The organism is Paenibacillus nuruki, assembly GCF_963311185.1.
Classification (GTDB): Bacteria; Bacillota; Bacilli; order Paenibacillales; family Paenibacillaceae; genus Saccharibacillus; species Saccharibacillus nuruki.
Genome location: NZ_OY725677.1, coordinates 2,709,646 through 2,728,223 on the forward strand (window position 1 = coordinate 2,709,646; position 18,578 = coordinate 2,728,223).

15 protein-coding genes are annotated in these 18,578 nt (G+C 40.2%); 1 reads left to right on the top strand and 14 read right to left on the bottom strand.

All coding sequences use genetic code 11. The features are described 5' to 3' along the window. Positions 1-31: 31 nt before the first annotated feature. Positions 32-3,109, bottom strand: coding sequence for a PAS domain S-box protein (locus RCP16_RS12110; protein ID WP_308640395.1), 3,078 nt, complete (start codon positions 3,107-3,109; stop codon positions 32-34). Positions 3,110-3,164: 55 nt separating this feature from the next. Beyond that, a complete protein-coding gene (locus RCP16_RS12115) occupies positions 3,165-4,019 on the bottom strand; it encodes an alpha/beta hydrolase (protein WP_308640396.1) in 855 nt (284 codons plus the stop codon). Between the two features lie 97 nt (positions 4,020-4,116). Between RCP16_RS12115 and RCP16_RS12120 the strand changes: the two genes are divergently transcribed. Beyond that, a complete protein-coding gene (locus tag RCP16_RS12120; protein WP_308640397.1) occupies positions 4,117-4,800 on the top strand; it encodes a 4'-phosphopantetheinyl transferase family protein in 684 nt (227 codons plus the stop codon). Between the two features lie 300 nt (positions 4,801-5,100). Here the strand turns inward: RCP16_RS12120 and RCP16_RS12125 are convergent, their stop codons facing one another. The 12 genes from RCP16_RS12125 to RCP16_RS12180 all read right to left on the bottom strand — a co-directional run bounded on the left by RCP16_RS12125 (position 5,101) and on the right by RCP16_RS12180 (position 18,535). Continuing rightward, the gene (locus tag RCP16_RS12125) at positions 5,101-6,558 is read right to left on the bottom strand and encodes a hypothetical protein (RefSeq protein ID WP_308640398.1); all 1,458 of its coding nucleotides are present in this window, start codon (positions 6,556-6,558) and stop codon (positions 5,101-5,103) included. Next, positions 6,555-7,850, bottom strand: a complete 1,296-nt coding sequence (locus tag RCP16_RS12130) for a type III PLP-dependent enzyme (protein ID WP_137222307.1) — start codon at positions 7,848-7,850, stop codon at positions 6,555-6,557. Before RCP16_RS12130 ends, RCP16_RS12125 begins: the two co-directional genes overlap by 4 nt. Positions 7,851-7,942: 92 nt before the next feature. After that, a complete protein-coding gene (locus tag RCP16_RS12135; protein ID WP_308640399.1) occupies positions 7,943-9,040 on the bottom strand; it encodes a Gfo/Idh/MocA family protein in 1,098 nt (365 codons plus the stop codon). Further along, on the bottom strand, positions 9,037-10,176 hold the full coding sequence (locus tag RCP16_RS12140) for a UDP-glucuronosyltransferase (protein WP_308640400.1): 1,140 nt from the start codon (positions 10,174-10,176) through the stop codon (positions 9,037-9,039). The genes RCP16_RS12135 and RCP16_RS12140 overlap by 4 nt, the downstream gene beginning before the upstream one ends. A gap of 391 nt (positions 10,177-10,567) precedes the next feature. Continuing rightward, positions 10,568-11,998, bottom strand: a complete 1,431-nt coding sequence (locus RCP16_RS12145) for an ATP-grasp domain-containing protein (RefSeq protein ID WP_308640401.1) — start codon at positions 11,996-11,998, stop codon at positions 10,568-10,570. A gap of 30 nt (positions 11,999-12,028) precedes the next feature. Beyond that, positions 12,029-12,841, bottom strand: a complete 813-nt coding sequence (locus tag RCP16_RS12150; protein ID WP_069326947.1) for an ABC transporter permease — start codon at positions 12,839-12,841, stop codon at positions 12,029-12,031. A gap of 4 nt (positions 12,842-12,845) precedes the next feature. Next, positions 12,846-13,652, bottom strand: a complete 807-nt coding sequence (locus RCP16_RS12155) for an ABC transporter permease (protein WP_137222301.1) — start codon at positions 13,650-13,652, stop codon at positions 12,846-12,848. Next, the gene (locus RCP16_RS12160) at positions 13,642-14,634 is read right to left on the bottom strand and encodes an ABC transporter ATP-binding protein (protein ID WP_069326945.1); all 993 of its coding nucleotides are present in this window, start codon (positions 14,632-14,634) and stop codon (positions 13,642-13,644) included. Before RCP16_RS12160 ends, RCP16_RS12155 begins: the two co-directional genes overlap by 11 nt. A 30-nt stretch (positions 14,635-14,664) precedes the next feature. After that, positions 14,665-15,681 carry a BtrH N-terminal domain-containing protein gene (locus tag RCP16_RS12165; RefSeq protein WP_137222299.1) on the bottom strand — a complete coding sequence of 339 codons (1,017 nt, stop codon included), beginning with the start codon at positions 15,679-15,681 and terminating at the stop codon, positions 14,665-14,667. Beyond that, positions 15,674-15,919 carry an acyl carrier protein gene (locus RCP16_RS12170; protein ID WP_069326943.1) on the bottom strand — a complete coding sequence of 82 codons (246 nt, stop codon included), beginning with the start codon at positions 15,917-15,919 and terminating at the stop codon, positions 15,674-15,676. Before RCP16_RS12170 ends, RCP16_RS12165 begins: the two co-directional genes overlap by 8 nt. A gap of 39 nt (positions 15,920-15,958) precedes the next feature. Further along, complete coding sequence (locus RCP16_RS12175; protein ID WP_273593568.1) at positions 15,959-17,317, bottom strand: preATP grasp domain-containing protein; 1,359 nt, start codon at positions 17,315-17,317, stop codon at positions 15,959-15,961. 15 nt (positions 17,318-17,332) lie between these two features. Continuing rightward, positions 17,333-18,535, bottom strand: coding sequence for a radical SAM/SPASM domain-containing protein (locus RCP16_RS12180; RefSeq protein WP_069326941.1), 1,203 nt, complete (start codon positions 18,533-18,535; stop codon positions 17,333-17,335). Positions 18,536-18,578 lie beyond the last annotated feature (43 nt).

Here is an 18,578-nt window from a genome sequence, read left to right on the forward strand (position 1 = left end):
TTGATAACATGTCTCTTAACAGGTTTTTTTATTAAGCTAACTGTAATGGAATACTGAAATAAAACGTAGAACCTTGATGTTCCTGACTGTTGACACCAATCGTTCCATTCATTAATTCAATAAGATTTTTGCAAATAAACAATCCTAGCCCTGTACCACCATAGCGACGATTCATCACCGGATGTACTTGGGAGAATGAATGAAATAGCTCACTTAGCTTATCTGCGGGTATGCCAATCCCTGTATCTGTAATCTGGAAATTCAGCATCATGCCTTGATCTTGAGACAAATACGAGACGCCTGCGCTAAGATGAATATTTCCTTTTTCCGTAAACTTAATCGCATTGCCTATAATATTGACCAGTACTTGCTTGATTCGAGGCATATCCCCTCTGGCTAACTTCGGAACTTCTTGTTCAATATGCTTATCAAATACCAAATACTTACTTTGCGCTGTCGGCAAAAACCATTGATAGACATCATCTATTAATTCACGAAGATCGAATAACTCTTCTTCCAGTTCGACATTTCCATTTTCCAGACGATGCACATCCATAATATCATTAATAATCTGCATCAATTCATTGCCGCTTTGACGAATAATATGAATATAACTAGCTTGTTCTTCATTCAGATCAAGATCAAGCATCAATTCCGCCATACCGACAATTCCATTCATCGGTGTACGAATCTCATGACTCATCATTGAGATAAATTGAGACTTCGCATAAGCAGCTCGCTCTGCGGATTCTTTGGCTTCTATAATCGCTTTCTCATTGGTTCGATCACTGAATACAACCACAACACCGACAATCTTTTCCCGATCTCGTAATGCATTGGTCTGATAAGAAGCGAAAAAGCTAGAACCGTCACGGCGAAAGAACACATCTTCCGTTACACGTCTTGAAATGCTATCTTGCATCGTTAGCTCTACTGGATGATGGGTAGCCGCATAAGGCTCTCCATCTGATCGCGTATGCATTAACAAGTCACGGACAGGTGATCCTATAAATTCTTCTTTGGTCACGCCTAGCATCGAAGAAGCTGCCGCATTCAAAAAGATACCATTGCCGTCTGCATCTACTCCATAAATGCCTTCGGATACCGAACTCAATATCAAATTGTATTCATCACTGATTTTTTTAATCTGCTCTACATATTTTTTGCTTTCTGTAATATCTGTCGCAATTCCGAATACACCGGTGATTTCTCCGCTGACGATAATCGGCACATTGGTAATATTCACTTCAATTTGATGACCGGTATGATGCACCAGCACCGTTTCGTAATTCTGTGGCATGCCCATTTTGGCTCTATTAAAACGATTCAAAGCTTCTTCACGCAGATCAGGATGGATCAGCTCAGCAAAGTATGTGTTTTTTAATCGTGTTCGATCATAACCACTTTGAATTTCAGCAACAGGATTGAGATTAAATAATCGACCTTGTAGATCAAATGAATATACACCTGATGGATTATACTCCACAAGTGACTTGTAACGCTGTTCGCTCTCGTGTAATCGCTGTTCTGCTAATTTACGATCAGTGACATCTCTGGAGACTGCAATCACTGTACCGGCAATTCCTTCGATCTGACTAGGTGTATACGTCGCTGTACTTTCTAACCAGACATAATGACCTGTTTTATGTTGAAAACGATAATGTACTGTCTTTGACTTACTATGCTCAGGCATCTCAGTAATCCATTTAATATAATCTCGGACAGCTTGATAATCTTCAGGATGATAAAAAGAGAATGCACTTTTACCGATCAATTCTTCTCCTTCATACCCAATAAGCTTTTTCACAGAAGCTGACGTATATATAAAACTAAGTTCTTCATCTGCGGTATGAGAAGAAATCAGATCTAATGTATTGTTAGAAAGCATCCGGTATTGACGTTCACTTTCACGAATTAAGTCTTCCATCAGACGACTTTCTGTTATATCTTGAATCGTACCTACAATCTGGCGCGTACCGTCATTGTCATCTGTCACCAGTGTGCCTTGAATATGCACAGTTTTGATCTGATGATGTTGATCTACTAGACGACATTCAATATTCACATGTTCCTGAGCAACCGATTGCCGAAAAGCATACCGTACTTTATCCCGATCTTCATGATGAACCATCGTCAAAAAATGACGATACAATAACTTAGCTGAAGGTGATTCTACGCCAAGAATCTCAAGAAACTTATCCGAGCAGACTAATTCTTGCGTATCTAAATTCCAATCCCAACATCCAAATCCAGCAATACTTTGTGCCAGAGCTAAACGTTCTTCACTTTTGCGAAGTTGCTCTTCTGATTCTTTACGAGCAGTAATATCTCGCCCTATTCCCATATATTGAACCGTTACTCCATTTTCATCTTTGATCGCTTTAACCGTTAATTCGATCCACTTATACGTTTTGTTTTTGCATACACAGCGAATTTGAACCGCTTTGCGTGATTGAAATGGAGGTTCTAATTGCAAAATATCTTCGGCATAAATCAAATCAGTAGACAACGTCTGCATTAATTCAGAAGGTAGAAATCCTAGAATTTTTTCAACAGAAGGTGAAATATAGGTAATCATTCCGTCTGCATCGGAACAAGTGATCAGATCATCGGCATTTTCAGAAATCAGTCTATACATACGTTCAGCTTCTACAAGTTTTTGTTCAACATCATTGCGTGCTGTAATATCTTTGGCGATACCATAAATGCCTACAATTTCTTCGTCAATAACGATGGGTGTATATGTAACATCTAGGTCAATCAAATGTCCTTGTCGATGATAAATGTGAGTCTGAAATTGTACAGATTTACCTTGTAACACCTCTGCCAGATAAGGAGAACGCATTTCTATGCGCTCTGCTCCAAAAATTTTACTTCTATCGACATGTTCTAATGTATCTATAGTATAACCAGAAATCTTTTCGACACCTGGATTGGTATAAATGTAATTCCCCTTTTTGTCCATAACATATATCGCATCAGGGTGATATTCAAAAAGAGATCGGTACGACCCACTTTCAGATATCAGGTTTTGAAGAATTTCATGTTCATGATTGTCCAATGGTCTATCCCTCTCAATCTTTCGTATGCCCTTAATGTAAAAGCACATTATGAACTGTTTAGACTCTTGATAAGCAGCCTACTCTACTATTAACCTATATTGGTCATGATCCTTTCAAATGTCGCGCAAAAAATTCACTAACAATTTCTAAAACATCATTTCGGGTCATAAATGTAGTCGACGAATGACCTACACCTTCTAAAATATACAATGTGACTTCCGCCGATATCGCTGCTAAAGCATCATACAAAAACTGGCTCTGACGCGCAGGTACCACCTGATCTTGATCGCCATGCATAATTAAAAACGGAGGCACATGAGCAGGAATATGAGAAGCAAGATGATGAATAGGATTCGATTGATCGGCTGTGTCTATTTTATGTCGTAACGGCCCGCCCATCAGTAAAGAAATCACCGGTAATTCATATTCACTTTGAAAATCTGCCTGAATATCAATCGGCCCTGCAAAATCAACTACTGCTTTGACACTACTGGAATGTCCTTGCCATTGTCCTTGTTGATCCCATTCTGCTTGCTCTCCAGTCACACCAACTAATGCAGATAAATGTGCACCTGCGGAGTGTCCCCAGATTCCGATATGTTCAGGATCAATATGATAATCCAGTGCATGAGCACGTAAAAAGCGAATCGCTGTTTTGATATCTTCTAACTGTGCAGGAAAAGGTGCTTTGTTCACAGTGCGGTATTCCACACAAGCAATCACATACCCTTGACGAGCTAATTTGGACAGTGCCGGGATATGTTTGTAAGGATCAATATCGACCCATGCTCCGCCGACGACCCAGACTATTAACGGTAATGGCAAATCAGAAACAGGACGCAAAATATTCATTTTTAACGATTGACCATTGGCAAAGCGAGCAAATTGAACATCTGGAATTAATTGCACAAAGTACCCATCCTCGGTTTGATGCGCTAAATGTTTGATTTCTGACATTATATTTCCTCCTCGAAAATGGTATTGTATAATTTAGACAATAAAGTCATTTCTTTTATAACTATAAATCGATATAAGAAAGTGGGGAGACTAGAGATTGATTACAGTAACAGCAATACATTTGCCGGATTTATTATCGTTAGAAGATATGGAGGTATTACGTCGTAATGTATCACCTCCACGAAAAGAAGCTTCTTTGAAATTTGTTCGACAGCAAGATGCTCAACGTGGCTTAATAGGAGAACTGCTTGTTTTGCATCGATTACGTACTCATTATCAACTGCAAGATCACCAGATTCAATTTGAGCAAAATAAATATGGGAAACCGTACCTACACAATCAACCTGATATTCATTTTAATGTATCCCATGCAGGTGAATGGATCGTATGTGCTGATGGGAATGTTCCAGTTGGTATTGATATCGAACAAATACGTCCTATCGACTTTGGGATCGCTCAGCGCTTTTATACGGAACCAGAATATCAATTATTAATGAATGCACCGGAAAGTGAACAGCTAACCACCTTTTATGCATTATGGACGTTAAAAGAAAGTTATATCAAATTTGTAGGTAAAGGGCTTTCTTTACCCTTAGACTCATTCTCTGTTCTACAAAATGATAACCACGAATATCAAGTAAGTTCAGCCAAACCTATCGATATGGCAAGCTTTTTCCGTCATCTGCCGATCGATTCAAAGTATCAATTAGCAGTCTGTGCAGGAGAACCGTTGAGTCTTCTTCCACTTATTATGCTGGATTGGACCGAACTGATTCCGTGATTTTATACATATGGAAACATTTAGTTAAAATTTAAAGTTATTTTTATGCAATTTGTATAACTATGTATTATACACTCTATAATCATAACATCTAACTCCTACGATTTAAAAGAATCTCTGTGATAGTCGCTTCTATATATAGTTAAAACGTTCATTAATAATCCAACAATACTTTAACATCATCACATTCATTTAGAGTGGCTTTCACAAAATAAGCCTTTCGATTCTCTGATCTGCTAGAGAACCAAAAGGCTTATTTGTTATGCATTCAAATCATAATCATCAGGTATCATTCATTACTTATTGAGAACGAATTGCCGTCATCGTTGTATACCAGTAATCTAACTGTGCTCTCACTTGTTGATCTTGAACAACCGTCTGCATCCGCTCAATCACATTACGCAATGTATCGTATTGACTGGCTACCCATGGCTTACGTGCAAGCAATTCGCACCAGAATGCAATCAAGCGATCTGTACGTAGAGGGTCTGTCTGAGATAATAACTTCCATATCTGCTGATCCATAATCATAACAATTTCGATCCACTCATTAGGATGATCTAATTGTTCCAATTGATCTAATATTATTAATCGATCTGCTGATGTTTGGCGCAATTGACGATCCATCACACGGCGCTTGAGCTCACGGGATTGCTCTAATACCGATACTGCTGGAATATGTTGTCGAAGTGCAGTCAGTACCGTCTGCAATACCTGTTCTTCTTGCCCGCGCATCGTATACAGCAATTGCGAAGCACGCTCAAGACTTGCGGTATTGTGACTTCGATTGTATTTGAGCAATAGATTACGAATAATCGTCGACTGCCTTGTAAGTTCTTGAAGCTCTGGCATCATTGTCGGATACCGATCTAAGATCGCTTGTAATCCTTCTACTGTCTGTGCCAGATACATTAATCGTTGTTCCATCGCTGCTTTGTGCTCATAGAAGATGTGAAAAGCTCGAATATCTGCTTTGCTGTTATTTTCGATAAATGTCTGAATACTATTTTGCAAAATATCATAGATTTCCATCCCATAAAAATGAGCATTGGCTTGCTGAATATCATTCCGTCTCCATGATGAAGGACGCGAATCCACATAATCTTGTAACTGCTCGATCAGACCTTCTAACGAAACCACCACTGCGATAACTTTGGGAGAATGTACAGGTGCTTGTTGATACCGAATCGTAATCAAGCGTTTATTTGCTTCTTGAAATGAAAAATGAGCAGCCAACACTTCTTCGATCGGGATACTGTACTCTCCATACTGAAAATCACGATTGTACCCGCTTGCCCAAAAAACCTGCTGTTCGAGATCATAACCGTGCAACATAATATCATGAGAATAATGTTCTTCTTGGTAAAATGCCGTATGAGACAAATAGTATTCATCAATAAACATGACTAGATATTTGTCTTGATTCATCATATCCACCCATGTCGCAATTAACTGCTCGGCATTGAGATCGGCACAATCAGTCTCATTCGTTTCTAGCCAGGGGTAATCACTAAATTCATGGGGATGATAAAAGTCGACCCACTGGTAATTAGGCGAACTTAACTGGATAAATTGATGATATACCCATGGTAAACATTCCTCGTGTGTCATCACCACAGAAAGAGCATACCCTAGATACTGATATCCTTTAACAAGTGGCTTGGCTAAAGGAAGTATTTTTTGCGAAGACGATTGCACAGGGTACCGAGTTAATGACTGTGTAAGGTGAGTTGTGGTATTCATCTCTGACTTCATCATAGAACCGCCGTCCATTCTGTGGTAGGTACTATATGTTGTTGCCGTAATAATAAATCTTCAGGATCACCTTGTTCTCGAATCAAATACGATTTGCCTTTATAAGAAAGAACTTCAGCAGGTGTAGCATGACCCAAAAACTGAGTAGGACTATACGTTAATCCATACGCACCTGATTGTAGAATACATATGTAATCGCCAGCATGAATCACAGGCAATTCTACATTTTTGAATAAACAATCATCCGGTGTACATAACGGCCCTACAATACTGGTGATCTGTGTCTGTTCTCCATCGGTTATATGATGCCTTGGAATAATTTCCAGTGGATAATTGTTACGCGGTCTTCTACCTCTAAAAGTAGCACCTGCATGATGGTGCATACCTCCATCTACAATAACAAAATGCTCGCCTTTGGATACTTTGGTATACAGTGCCTGACAGACATAGATCCCTGATGCTGCGAGTAAATAGCGACCACTTTCTACAATAAATGTACTGTGTGGCAGATGAACAACATATTCATCAATTAATTCGGTGAGTTGTTGCATAACCGATTCGATGTCCAGTGGATGTTCATGGGAAAAGTAAGGCACTCCAAACCCACCACCCAGATTGACTATTTCCAGTTGAACCGGATATCTGGCTTGAATTTGCGCGGCTAAAGACAATGTATATCTAAAATTACTGAGTAGCACTTTTTCATCCATAATCTGTGTACCTGCATAGACTTGAATACCGATCACTTGAATATAAGGCATCTCCGCTACACGCTCGAATACACCTGCTAATTGAGACTCATCGATCCCGAATGGACGAGCCACTCCTGCCATCTGAATAGAAGCTCCACTGATCCCTTCTCCATCCGGATTCACCCGAATACCGACACGCACTTTACACTCATATTCAGTCGCAATCTGATGGATCATTTCTAATTCGGCGAGTGATTCGACATTAATACAATGAATCTGATGAGCCATCGCTGTCCGCAATTCTTTTTCACTTTTACCAGGCCCTGTATAGATGATCTCTTCCGGCAAATACCCTGCTGCTTCAGCCAGACGCAACTCCCCTAATGAAGCAATCTCTATATGACAACCCCATTCACGCAGTAGGTTAGCAATGGTAATATTATTGTTTGCTTTTAAGGCGTAATGTAATTGAACTTTGGGGTGTAATAATTGTTGAAACGATTGAATATGTTCCGCTAATTGATCTCCATTGTAATAATAAAAAGGAGTCGGATACTGTTCTAAAGCTTCATATAAAGGATTGTTTTCTGATAAATGGCTCATCCATGTTCATCTCCTAAGCATTTGGCATTATACATGCGACAACATTCCATGAGAAAAAGATTTTTGCAACGCAAAATATCTGTACTTATGACTCAAGATATAACACTTTTGGCTTTGGCCGTAGCATGAATATGAGATAACAATTGAATACGCTCTACCGACTCAGCAAACAAATGATGGTGCTGATGATGATTGATCGTATCCCGAAAAAAACGTAATTGATTGACATAATAATTCATCGGTTCAAACGTATGATAACGAACTTCTCCTGTTTCTTGTCCATTTTCTATCAGCGCTATTTTGAGCTTCAGCTTATAAAACCCTAGATTACAGCGAAAAAAATCGTTGATCGTAATCTTCGCTTTTTCCAGATAGATCACATGTCTGCTACTATACGGCTTTTCAAAAGAAAAAAGAGCTTCTGCTGTCACGCCATTGGCTAACTGAGCTTGCGCTTCAAATGTCCAATCACAACCGTTAGGCCCATCAAAAGAAGAACGTCCTTCAAATTCACTATGTTGTATTCCGATCACCTGTTGTAAAAATTGAAGCCAATAACAACCCAGATCCCAAAAACAGCCGCCACCTTGTTCTGGATGACTACGATAATTATCATGATGATCTTCTTTGGCTGGAATGGTCAGTTGAGTGACTGTACGGACTAAGGCTCCATATTCACCGGATGAAATGCATTCACGTAACGTATGTTGCCACGGATGATGAGCTACCATTACCCCTTCGATCACCTGTAATCCATGATGCTGTGCCGCCGCTCCAATCATGGGCAGTTCTTGCGGATGCAGACAAAGCGGTTTTTCAACCAGTACATGCTTGCCCGCAGACAATGCTTTGCGAATCCATGTGGCATGCAGTTCGTTACTTAGCCCGATATACACTGCATCTAACTGAGGATCTGCTAACAATTCTTCCAGATCCCCATAGATTGTAGCGATACCATAATGTTCTGCTAACGATTCTGCTTTGGACAACGTACGATTAGCAACACCTACAATGTCCAGTCCATCGACATAGGGTGCAGGATCAAGAACAGCACGTGGCACAATACCCGAACACCCGAGAATCCCTAATTTGACAGTAGCTTCTGAATTATGCCCTACTTGGGCTGAAAGAATATGTTCGTCCGTCTGTGTAGAAGATTGGCGTACACTCATTTCGGAAGATTTCATCATGGTGTACCTTTAGCCATCGTCGGGTGAAGCAGTTGCATATGACGTTGAATGTACTCATCGGCATACGCTGGAAATTGCTGACGAGCTTGTACCAATTGCTGATGCATCTGTTCCAAAATATCTGTGCCTCCACCATACTCACTCATCCAGCGTTCATACGATAATCCAAATCCATATTTTTCCCACTGACTGGCATTGCGAGCTTCATGTTCTCCAAAAGGTTCTAGAAAAATAATCGGCGTACTTAGTGCAAATGAATCGGCTAATGTTCCTCCGCCCGGCTTACTGACAATCGCTTGTACATTGCGTTCAATCTCACATAATATGTGATATTCTGATCGTGATTCATACTGTACGGCTTGATCGACTTGCACTTCTCCAAGTGGTGGAAAAGTATGCTTACCCTCTTCATTTTGTTGCCATGTGCGCCACTCTGGATTCATCCGATAATACCGTTGTCCTTGATCCGAACTTCCCCGTTCATCTTGATCGTACAAAATAATATCCAATCCATAACCCACTTGTTCTAACTCGGCGATCCGTTCACGATAGGTGCCCATTCCCCAACCACCCCCATGCACCAATAGTCGATGTTGTCGCTGACTATACGGAATCACTGGATCAGATAAAGGAATATCAATATACGTATACATTTCTTGTTGGTCATGACCAAATAGCCAGACTTCATGATAACTCTCATGTAGCTGACCTAAGCGCTTACGTACACTTTTCCAAGAAGGAGAATCGATCACATCCAGATACAATAAGTCTACATGGAGATTAGCTTCACCGATCTGCTCCCGATAGCGATCTAAAATGTATATCCAATGACCGGATAAGCAAATAAAATGTTTTCTTCCTTCGGCTTCCCACTGTTGTAACAACGCTACAATCTGCTCATCATCCATACTTTTGCGAATATCTTGCGGAATCCGTTGTGACATCAATGCTACCGAAAAGTCAGCATGATACGCTTGACGACTTTTATCTACTTTTTGCAATTGATCTGATTGCATCACATTTTCAAACACAAGCACTTCGGTTGGAATACCCATACGATTCAAGCTTGCTTCTACAAGTAAACCCGGCGTATAAAATCCAAGTCCAAACCCAGAGCATAATATCGTTACGGTCATGATGATCCAATCCTTTCATTTGAGGGTGGTGAAGAAAAGAATAATACTTTTGGAGGTGGAATATATTGTTCTTGGGTGGATGTATCGCTAAGGGCATCTATTATTCTTGGCGTCGCTGGTAAGACTTGGATATCTTGAATGGACCGCTGGGTGGTCGATATCCTAGTCTTAAAGGCGACTTTCAGAATAATAGATTTCCTTCGCTGGTGGTGGGAGAACAATATGGTAATTTAAGAGATTAAGAGCATATGATTCTTGCTTCCCCAGAGTGGGGGTCGCAGCGAAATCAGTAAAATAAACATTATAATTGGATGTTACGGCGTTGATTCGAATATGTGATGGTGAAGATTTTTTATTTATAGATGAAATAGATCAATGATTATATGGTTGATTAGTTTAGTATGCTGAATTGGTTGGTTTCTAGAAGTTGTTCGAATTGGGTTAGTAATTGTTGTTTGATATGGTCATGGCTGGCTATGACTGAGAGATAGATTCTGCCTTTGTGTTTTTTGTTATCGTTACGGAAACGATGGTTGATGTGTAGGGCTGATGATGTTAATGGGATGATGCCTTGTTGACGATTCGGTAAATAGAGCAAGTTGGCTTGATCTAACAAATGAAGTAGTTGTTCCTGCGAGACTTCGCCTGTGTGTGAGACGTTATAGTTGGTCATATTGCCGACCTGTCCGTAGGTACGCAGGTATTGATCCATTTGGTGCTTGATCAGGCTCATCGATTTGCGAGCGTTGATCTCGACCATCGGTTCAAGGCTTCCATCTTGTAATACCATGGAGTCAATACAGACATGTCCAAAGTATCCATCCTGGTATAATTGCTTACCAATCTGTTCCATTAATGCAAAATAACCTTCTTGTTCGAGTCGCATCATAAAGGCTGGATCAGGAGATAATGATTCACGATACGCAAATTGAGAGTTTGCCAACCACTGAACAGACAGCATTTCAATCTGACCTTGTGGATCAATATGAAATTGGCAAGAAAAATCCCGTTCTTTTTGCAAATACTTTTCGATCAGAAATTGGACTTTCTTTCCTTTTTCTTCTTGTTTGTGTAGACCGTGACCAATACGAACAAACAGTTCAGGAGAATCGATCAACATATTCCCTTTACCAGACACACCATAATTATCTTTGATTAGGAAAGAACCTTCTTTTAGCCACTCGCTTCCTTTTTCTACTAATTCCTCACTGCTTTCTACCAGTACACCGACACCACTCAAGTTCAATGTCTGCTTCATCTGTGCAGAGTAATGTTTGGTATTGACCCTTTTGACGACTTCAAGTTCAGGAGCATGATAGCCAATACCGAAGCGTTGATTCAGCTCTTTAATATGAGGAATCCATGCAAAAGGAGACAAACTCATCGTGGATAATGGAAATTGCTCGGCTAATTGTTCATCTTGTTGTTCCATCCATTGGAAAACAGATACAGGGCGTGCAGACATTCCTGCTTGCTTGCCTGTACTCAACCGATTGATCGCCGCCATCGTCTGATCTTGTCCCGCAAGAATCTGATCTTTGATTTTCGAAGCATCCATTTCCAGATCTTGCGTATTGCCATATACGCTAAATCCCAATTGATGAACATATTGACGTTGCGCAGGTTCCATCGCATAACGAGTAAATAACAGGTCACCCGGCTGACAAAAAGTAAACAATAATTCATCCATAGCTGTGACAATCTTTTCAGCTTCTTTATCAGGTAGTGCAGGCAGTGTGGCAAGATCATCTTCACGCCAGTATAATTCAGCTTCAAAAGCGCCCATGTGCAGCAATGGCTGACTGCTGATCCGTTCATTCATATGTATATTCCTCCTTTTTGAAATGGATGTTTATTGACTAGCACTGGAATAATGACGTAATGCATAACGCCAGATCACACGAATAATGATCAGCAACCAAATCGGTGCAAGTACTGCCCACCAGACCATGCCTGCACTGAGTCCACCCATAACAAACATTGGTGGAAAGTTACAAATAACGAACACCGGTAATAAAAATGTACCTAAGCGCTGAATAATCCGATCATAGACTGCCATAGGAACATAATTCGTTTCAAACACACTATTTGACATATCGGTTACCCCTGTAGTCTGTACCGTCCAGAACGCCAGCAATTGTGGTAACAAAAAGACAGAATAAGCAACCAAGACACCAATCGCGATAAAAAAGATAAAACCGCCAATATGATAAAAATCTACAGGTAATCCCATTCGACTCCAGCCAATCGCTACCATTACACTGCCACCGAGTACATTGGGGATCGTATAACCCAATTCAAATTGACGTAAAGTGACAGCGAATTGCAAAGAAATGGGCTTCGTAATCAGCACATCCAGCGAACCGGTACGTACTTTATCTGGTAACTGAGTAAAATTGGTAAAAAACAATCCACTATATAATCCGCTCATAATGGTAAATACGCCTACATATAACAAAATCGCATCCGGCGACCAGCCATTAATATCGGTTCCTACCTGATACGGCAGAATCGCATATAATAGTTTGATCAGTAGATACGCTGTTTCAATCAGAAAAGCTGTAATAAAATTGGTACGATACTCCATTTGCGACATCACAGAGAATTTCATAAATCGTCCATAAATACGAGAATAGCGCTTTGCTTCTTTCCAGATCATCTGCATATTATTATCCTCCCACCGCTACATAACGGCGTACCCCTGAACTCCATACCCATCTAGCGACTACTAAAATAACAGCGATCCATAACCACTGCATGCCTATACCTGTAATTGCTTCTGTTGTGGTTAATTTACCAGTAATCATATTGACTGGAAAAAAGACAATATACGAAAAAGGTAACATCCCTAATATCTTGGCAATCGTCGCTCCAAAAATGGTTAACGGAAAAACACTACCACTCGCGATATAAATAATGAGCGATAAGGTATAAAATAATCCGGTCGATTCGGTTAACCAGAACGCTATTCCGCTTAATGCATAATAGATCACAAAGTTGAGTAACAATGCACCCGGTAAAGCAATCAGATAACGTAATGCACTATCCCACCCTACAGGAACGTGTAGACCGATCCGCAACCAGATCAAGACTACAGCGGCAAAAATAATGACCAGTACCGATTGGACTGCTTTGGCACCTAGAAATTTTAAGATACGATAAGCAAAATAGTTCAGCGGTTGGACTAGAAATTTACCCAGTCCGCCTTCTTTGATATCGCCTGCAATTTCATATTCAAATCCCGCGGCAACAAGCTTACCAGTGACTGCTGCCATAATAATGTAGATCAACATTTCTTGAAATGTATAACCTACAATCGTTCCCTGACCGGATGAACGAAAAATCGCTAACCAGAGAAAAAATTGAGTCATCATCGGTACAAAAAAGCTAACTAGCTGTATCCAATAATTGGTTCGATATTCCATTTCATTTTGAATCCCCATATGTAAAATTTTGCGATAGACTTTATTGGGCATGGGGCAACCCACCTTTTTCGTACAGGATCGCAATCCCTTCTTCCAAAGGAATATCTTCAATTGTAAAATCAATAACAGGTAAATGATCCAGTATTTCTTTGGATTTACGTAGTACATCTTGCTTGCTAAGTTCGAATACGACTTCCAATTCAGAACGAGAACGAATTTTACCATATCCATTCAAAGACAGTTCCGATACCGGCGCTGACAATTGGATTTTGAGTAATTTCCAAGAACCAATCACATCGTTTACACTTTTGAGATCACCATCATAGACCAGTTGCCCATGATTAATAATCATCGTTCGAGAACATAAGTCTTCAATATCGCGCATATAGTGACTGGTCAGCAAAATCGTTGTGTTGTACGTTTTGTTATATGTTTTAAAAAATTGTCTGATTTTACTTTGTGAAATAATATCCAAACCAATCGTCGGCTCATCGAGCAATATCACTTTCGGACGATGAAGAAGTGAAGCAATCAATTCCATTTTCATGCGTTCCCCTAAAGACAATCGGCGTACTTGCACATGTAGCTGCTCACTGACACCCAGCAGTTCAACCAATTCGTCCAATGTACGCTTATATTCAGTATCGTCCAGATCATAGATTAATTTGTTGAGTTCAAATGAATCACTAGCAGGCAAGTCCCACCATAGTTGATTTTTTTGACCCATCACAATCGAGAACTGACGTTTAAATTCTTTTTTACGTTCCCACGGCGTATACCCGAGTACAGAAGCTTGACCATCACTAGGATGCAAAATACCGGATAACATTTTGAGTGTGGTCGTTTTGCCTGCTCCATTAGGTCCTAGAAAACCAACAATTTCACCTTCTTCAATATCAAAACTAAGATCAATTACAGCTTCTTTCTGCAATTTTTCCCGTTTGAATAAATTCGAAAATGATTTGCGTAGTCCAGGTTCTTTTTTGTAATATTCAAATGTTTTGGATAGTTGAGTTAACGTTATCGCTGACAGATGACACGACCTCCTTCATGTTGCACACTGCTATAGACGGATCTGATATACCGTCATTCTCATCCGCTCTAACAATGTTTTTAATTCGGCTAATAAACGCAAACTATGCTGAATATAATCAGTTACTTTCTCTCGGTTAACCCGTAATCCTATTTTATACAGTTGAAGCAGATGCCTTTTCCATGTCTGGCGGAGTTCATGAATATCTTCTCGCAATTGATAAGCACCATGCTCACTGCCCATTAATCCTTCATAACGACTCATAAATTGCTCGGTATACTGTAGTAGATGCATCAGACTTTCGATCCGTAGCTGGTAATAAAGAGTATCGCAACTCTGACGGAATGATTCATCTTCCATCTCTAACAGACGATCCAGATCACAGAATAAGACGGCATACGCTGACCAGCTTTCTTGCAAAAACTGTTCTAAATGACGATCACACGCCTGAATCACTTGTTGGACACTAAGCTCTTCCGCAGGATCACTATTGAGATACGCATATTCAGTAATACCTTCTAGCAACAAAGTAAGATTCGTCTTGCCATTGTAACTAAGCACATGACCGGATTCTTCTAATAAAAAGTGATCGGATACATAGGCTTCATCCTGCTTCATATCTAACCCGTATAACTGGATCACATGTCCTTTGCTCGGGTTGTTCTGATATACCGGATGGAAATTCAGGCAATGACTTTGTAAATGAAGAAGTATACTTTTTCCATTTTCCAATGCGTTAGACCAATCTTGTAAGATCAAAAAATCATTTCGCTTGGATAATGCTGGATCGATCGTCACATGTTTGACTTCAACCTGTGTATTTGCTGACCACTGAGATAACAAATCCGCCATCGGACGCAGACCAAATGAGTCAAAATTTCCTTTATACGAGATCGACAACCCGTTACATAGAAAATATAGATCGGCTTCATCGGTATAGACACCCTGACGTAGTAGTAAAGCGTGCAGGCTAGCATAAAAGCAATGCTGTCCTGGCGCTCCTACTGTTTCCGGTAACACTTGTTTGGATAATGATCGCTTAAACATAATGAGCTAACATATTTTCGATACGGCGTAATGTCGATAATTCTTCCAGTAATAAATTATCATCGTCGATCATGATATTCAGATGATTTTCAAGTTCTACGATCAATTCAACCGCAGATAATGAATTGAGACCATACTCTCGTAGATCATCATCTGGTTGTAGATTTTCCAGATCGGCTGGAGCCATTTTTAACACTTGAGCAAGTAAAGGTACGACTTGTTGTTCACTAACTTCCATCGTTTGACCTCCTTTGACATCTAACTAACTCTAAGCTATTTACAGTTCAGCAATCACTCGCTCTAACTGTTCTTCAAGTCGCTGTGCTTCTTCTGTGCTATCGGCAATAACAATAGCAAAAATACGGTTATTGTATCCGTTCGTTGTTTTGCTTGCAGACAATGTACCTGCTGTATACACCCACACCCCAAAAGGATGTGCAGAAGTATACAAAAGATTATGTTGCTCTAACGTTTGACAAAGGGTCTGATACGTTAAACGTTCTTTGGTAATATGCCGGAAATAACGAGAACGGAATATGCGCAGCCCGAACATTTGCGGTAATAATGAGATATAGGTCGATAACGTGAACCGCCCATTAATCTCAATCACCGGAATCAATTCTCCGCTTTCATCAATAAATGCATCAATTGAAGCAATACCACGATACTGCTTTTCGTACAAATAATGTCCCAATTCCATCGCATACTGACGAGATTGTTGGCGAATCTCTTCGGTTACCCCTGAAGGCATATAGGAACCAATATAGACGGTTCCATCCACCACCTGACGTTTCAAAGAAAAGACTTCAACATCACCATCAGGATGAATATAAATTTGGTAATTTAGATCCATTTGCTTTTTGTGCCAGCGTTCGACTAACCATGCTTGGTCTGGATTGTTTTGCTTACGTGCAAAACGACTCATCACACTCAGCGTAGCATCGAGCTTTTGCGTTCCTTGTAATAAATACAGCCCTTTGCCAGAAGCTCCATAAGGTTCTTTGATAATAATTTGAGCTTCGGCATCGGCTGTACCTATAGCTAAACATTCACGCCGAATCTCTTCGACGGTTGAGCATACGGTTCCGCTACTGACTGGAAAACCCAACTCGATCGCTGCTTGGCGACTAAAGATTTTGTCATTCACCATTTTACAAATCTCCGAAGGGGCTCCAATATAAGGAACTTCACACGTATGAGCAATTTCTTCTTCCCATTGCGTGACTGCATAAGGAACAAGATAGGTTGCTCCATACAGGGCACGACCTTGCACCCCATACATCTGCAACCGTTCTAACAAGGCTTCATCTTGCAAAATCAGTTGTGAAATCGATACAAACGGATCATCACTTTCCCCTTGCGGAATCTCGATTCGTGGTAACTCAAAACCCAGATTTTCCAACATATCTAGATAATCCGGGTCAGGTTGTTTACGCAAAATCATAATATCCTGCTTACGACAGAGTAAAAGATTCATCTCTTCGATTCGATTCACAACTTCTTGTTCCTGAGGATCGCTCACTCCTTTGCTGATATTGTGCCAGACCGATTCAGCGCCGATATTAAAAATCCATATAAAGCGACCTTGATCACGATGATCGGTCAATGCATCCATTAGCGATAACTGCTGTCTCATGAACTCCCTCCGCTCTTAAATATAGTCGAGCGAATTGACTGTACCTGCACCATGTAGATACAATACACTGCACTTCGAGCACGCAGGCGTTAGCCCTTCTTTATTGATAATATGTCTTACATTTTCATATTCTTCGGAATCCCAGATTTCTTTCAGGCTCTTCTCTTTCAGATTACCAACTGTAAACTCGGAAAAGAATTTGCAAGGCATAACGCTACCATCTGGCACAATATCGGTACGAGAAGTCAATGCTAGACAGTGATTAGAACAACGGCTTGTCATTTCATCACCATGAATAAATTTGTCGATCTCATCATAATCCAGACCCGGTTGGTAACGAACACGGATTTTCCATACACGATCATTGATCTTGTGTAGATCTTCCATCAACGCATCCATACGATCAGGATTGATTTTGTATTTAAATGCATGCCAGCTACTGATATGACGCTCATCTAACTGACGCAACCATTGGAATTTTTCAGAGAAATACGTATCCATTTTGAGCGATGTTTCGCGGGAAATGTACCACGGGAAGCACAACATCACCAAGTCCAATTTTTTCGATTCAAAAAACTCTAGCAATTCAGTCATACGACCGATCATATTATCGTTGATAACGGCATGAACCGAAATTCTACCTTTGTACAATCCTTGATCACGCAATTCCACTAAGCGATCAATTTGTGCCATCGTTTTTTGAAATGTACCTTTACCACGGATTAAATTATGCTCGTATTCAAATCCTTCTACAGCAATTAGCAGTTCCAGATTTTCAGATAAATCTAGAATAGGATCAATAAATTTATCTATTAATAGTCCATTCGTACAGATCGTCATCTCACGGCGATCATTCTGAATGTATTCCAGAATTTCTCCAAATTGACGGTGAAACATCGGTTCTCCGCCCCATAGATATAGACGAGACTTCGCTTCTTTGGTATCGTCCAATAATTGTTTGAAAATCAATGGATCAAGATCCATATTTTGCTCTGCTTTGTCCATTTGATGATGATAGCCATCTTCATTCCACTGAAAACAGTGTGTACAGCGCAGATTACAACGGTTTGTTAATTTAATCCCTAATGATTGCGGGATTGGCGTTTTGTACGTCGGATCTTTGATCTGGTTACGGTAAGAGACAGTGGCGTTGCGAATGGTTCGTTTAATCAGCTGAAATTCTTTGCGGTCAATGGTTACTTCGCTTCTTGGTTGCAAAAAAAACACCTCTTCCTTTGAATTCAATGTTCAAAGCAGACTG

What these genes read in the sequence shown, in the direction of transcription:
- RCP16_RS12110 (WP_308640395.1), bottom strand. Translation starts at nt 3,109, where the DNA reads ATGTGCTTTTACATTAAGGGCATACGAAAGATTGAGAGGGATAGACCA.
- RCP16_RS12115 (WP_308640396.1), bottom strand. Translation starts at nt 4,019, where the DNA reads ATGTCAGAAATCAAACATTTAGCGCATCAAACCGAGGATGGGTACTTT.
- RCP16_RS12125 (WP_308640398.1), bottom strand. Translation starts at nt 6,558, where the DNA reads ATGATGAAGTCAGAGATGAATACCACAACTCACCTTACACAGTCATTA.
- RCP16_RS12130 (WP_137222307.1), bottom strand. Translation starts at nt 7,850, where the DNA reads ATGAGCCATTTATCAGAAAACAATCCTTTATATGAAGCTTTAGAACAG.
- RCP16_RS12135 (WP_308640399.1), bottom strand. Translation starts at nt 9,040, where the DNA reads ATGATGAAATCTTCCGAAATGAGTGTACGCCAATCTTCTACACAGACG.
- RCP16_RS12140 (WP_308640400.1), bottom strand. Translation starts at nt 10,176, where the DNA reads ATGACCGTAACGATATTATGCTCTGGGTTTGGACTTGGATTTTATACG.
- RCP16_RS12145 (WP_308640401.1), bottom strand. Translation starts at nt 11,998, where the DNA reads ATGAATGAACGGATCAGCAGTCAGCCATTGCTGCACATGGGCGCTTTT.
- RCP16_RS12150 (WP_069326947.1), bottom strand. Translation starts at nt 12,841, where the DNA reads ATGCAGATGATCTGGAAAGAAGCAAAGCGCTATTCTCGTATTTATGGA.
- RCP16_RS12155 (WP_137222301.1), bottom strand. Translation starts at nt 13,652, where the DNA reads ATGCCCAATAAAGTCTATCGCAAAATTTTACATATGGGGATTCAAAAT.
- RCP16_RS12165 (WP_137222299.1), bottom strand. Translation starts at nt 15,681, where the DNA reads ATGTTTAAGCGATCATTATCCAAACAAGTGTTACCGGAAACAGTAGGA.
- RCP16_RS12170 (WP_069326943.1), bottom strand. Translation starts at nt 15,919, where the DNA reads ATGGAAGTTAGTGAACAACAAGTCGTACCTTTACTTGCTCAAGTGTTA.
- RCP16_RS12175 (WP_273593568.1), bottom strand. Translation starts at nt 17,317, where the DNA reads ATGAGACAGCAGTTATCGCTAATGGATGCATTGACCGATCATCGTGAT.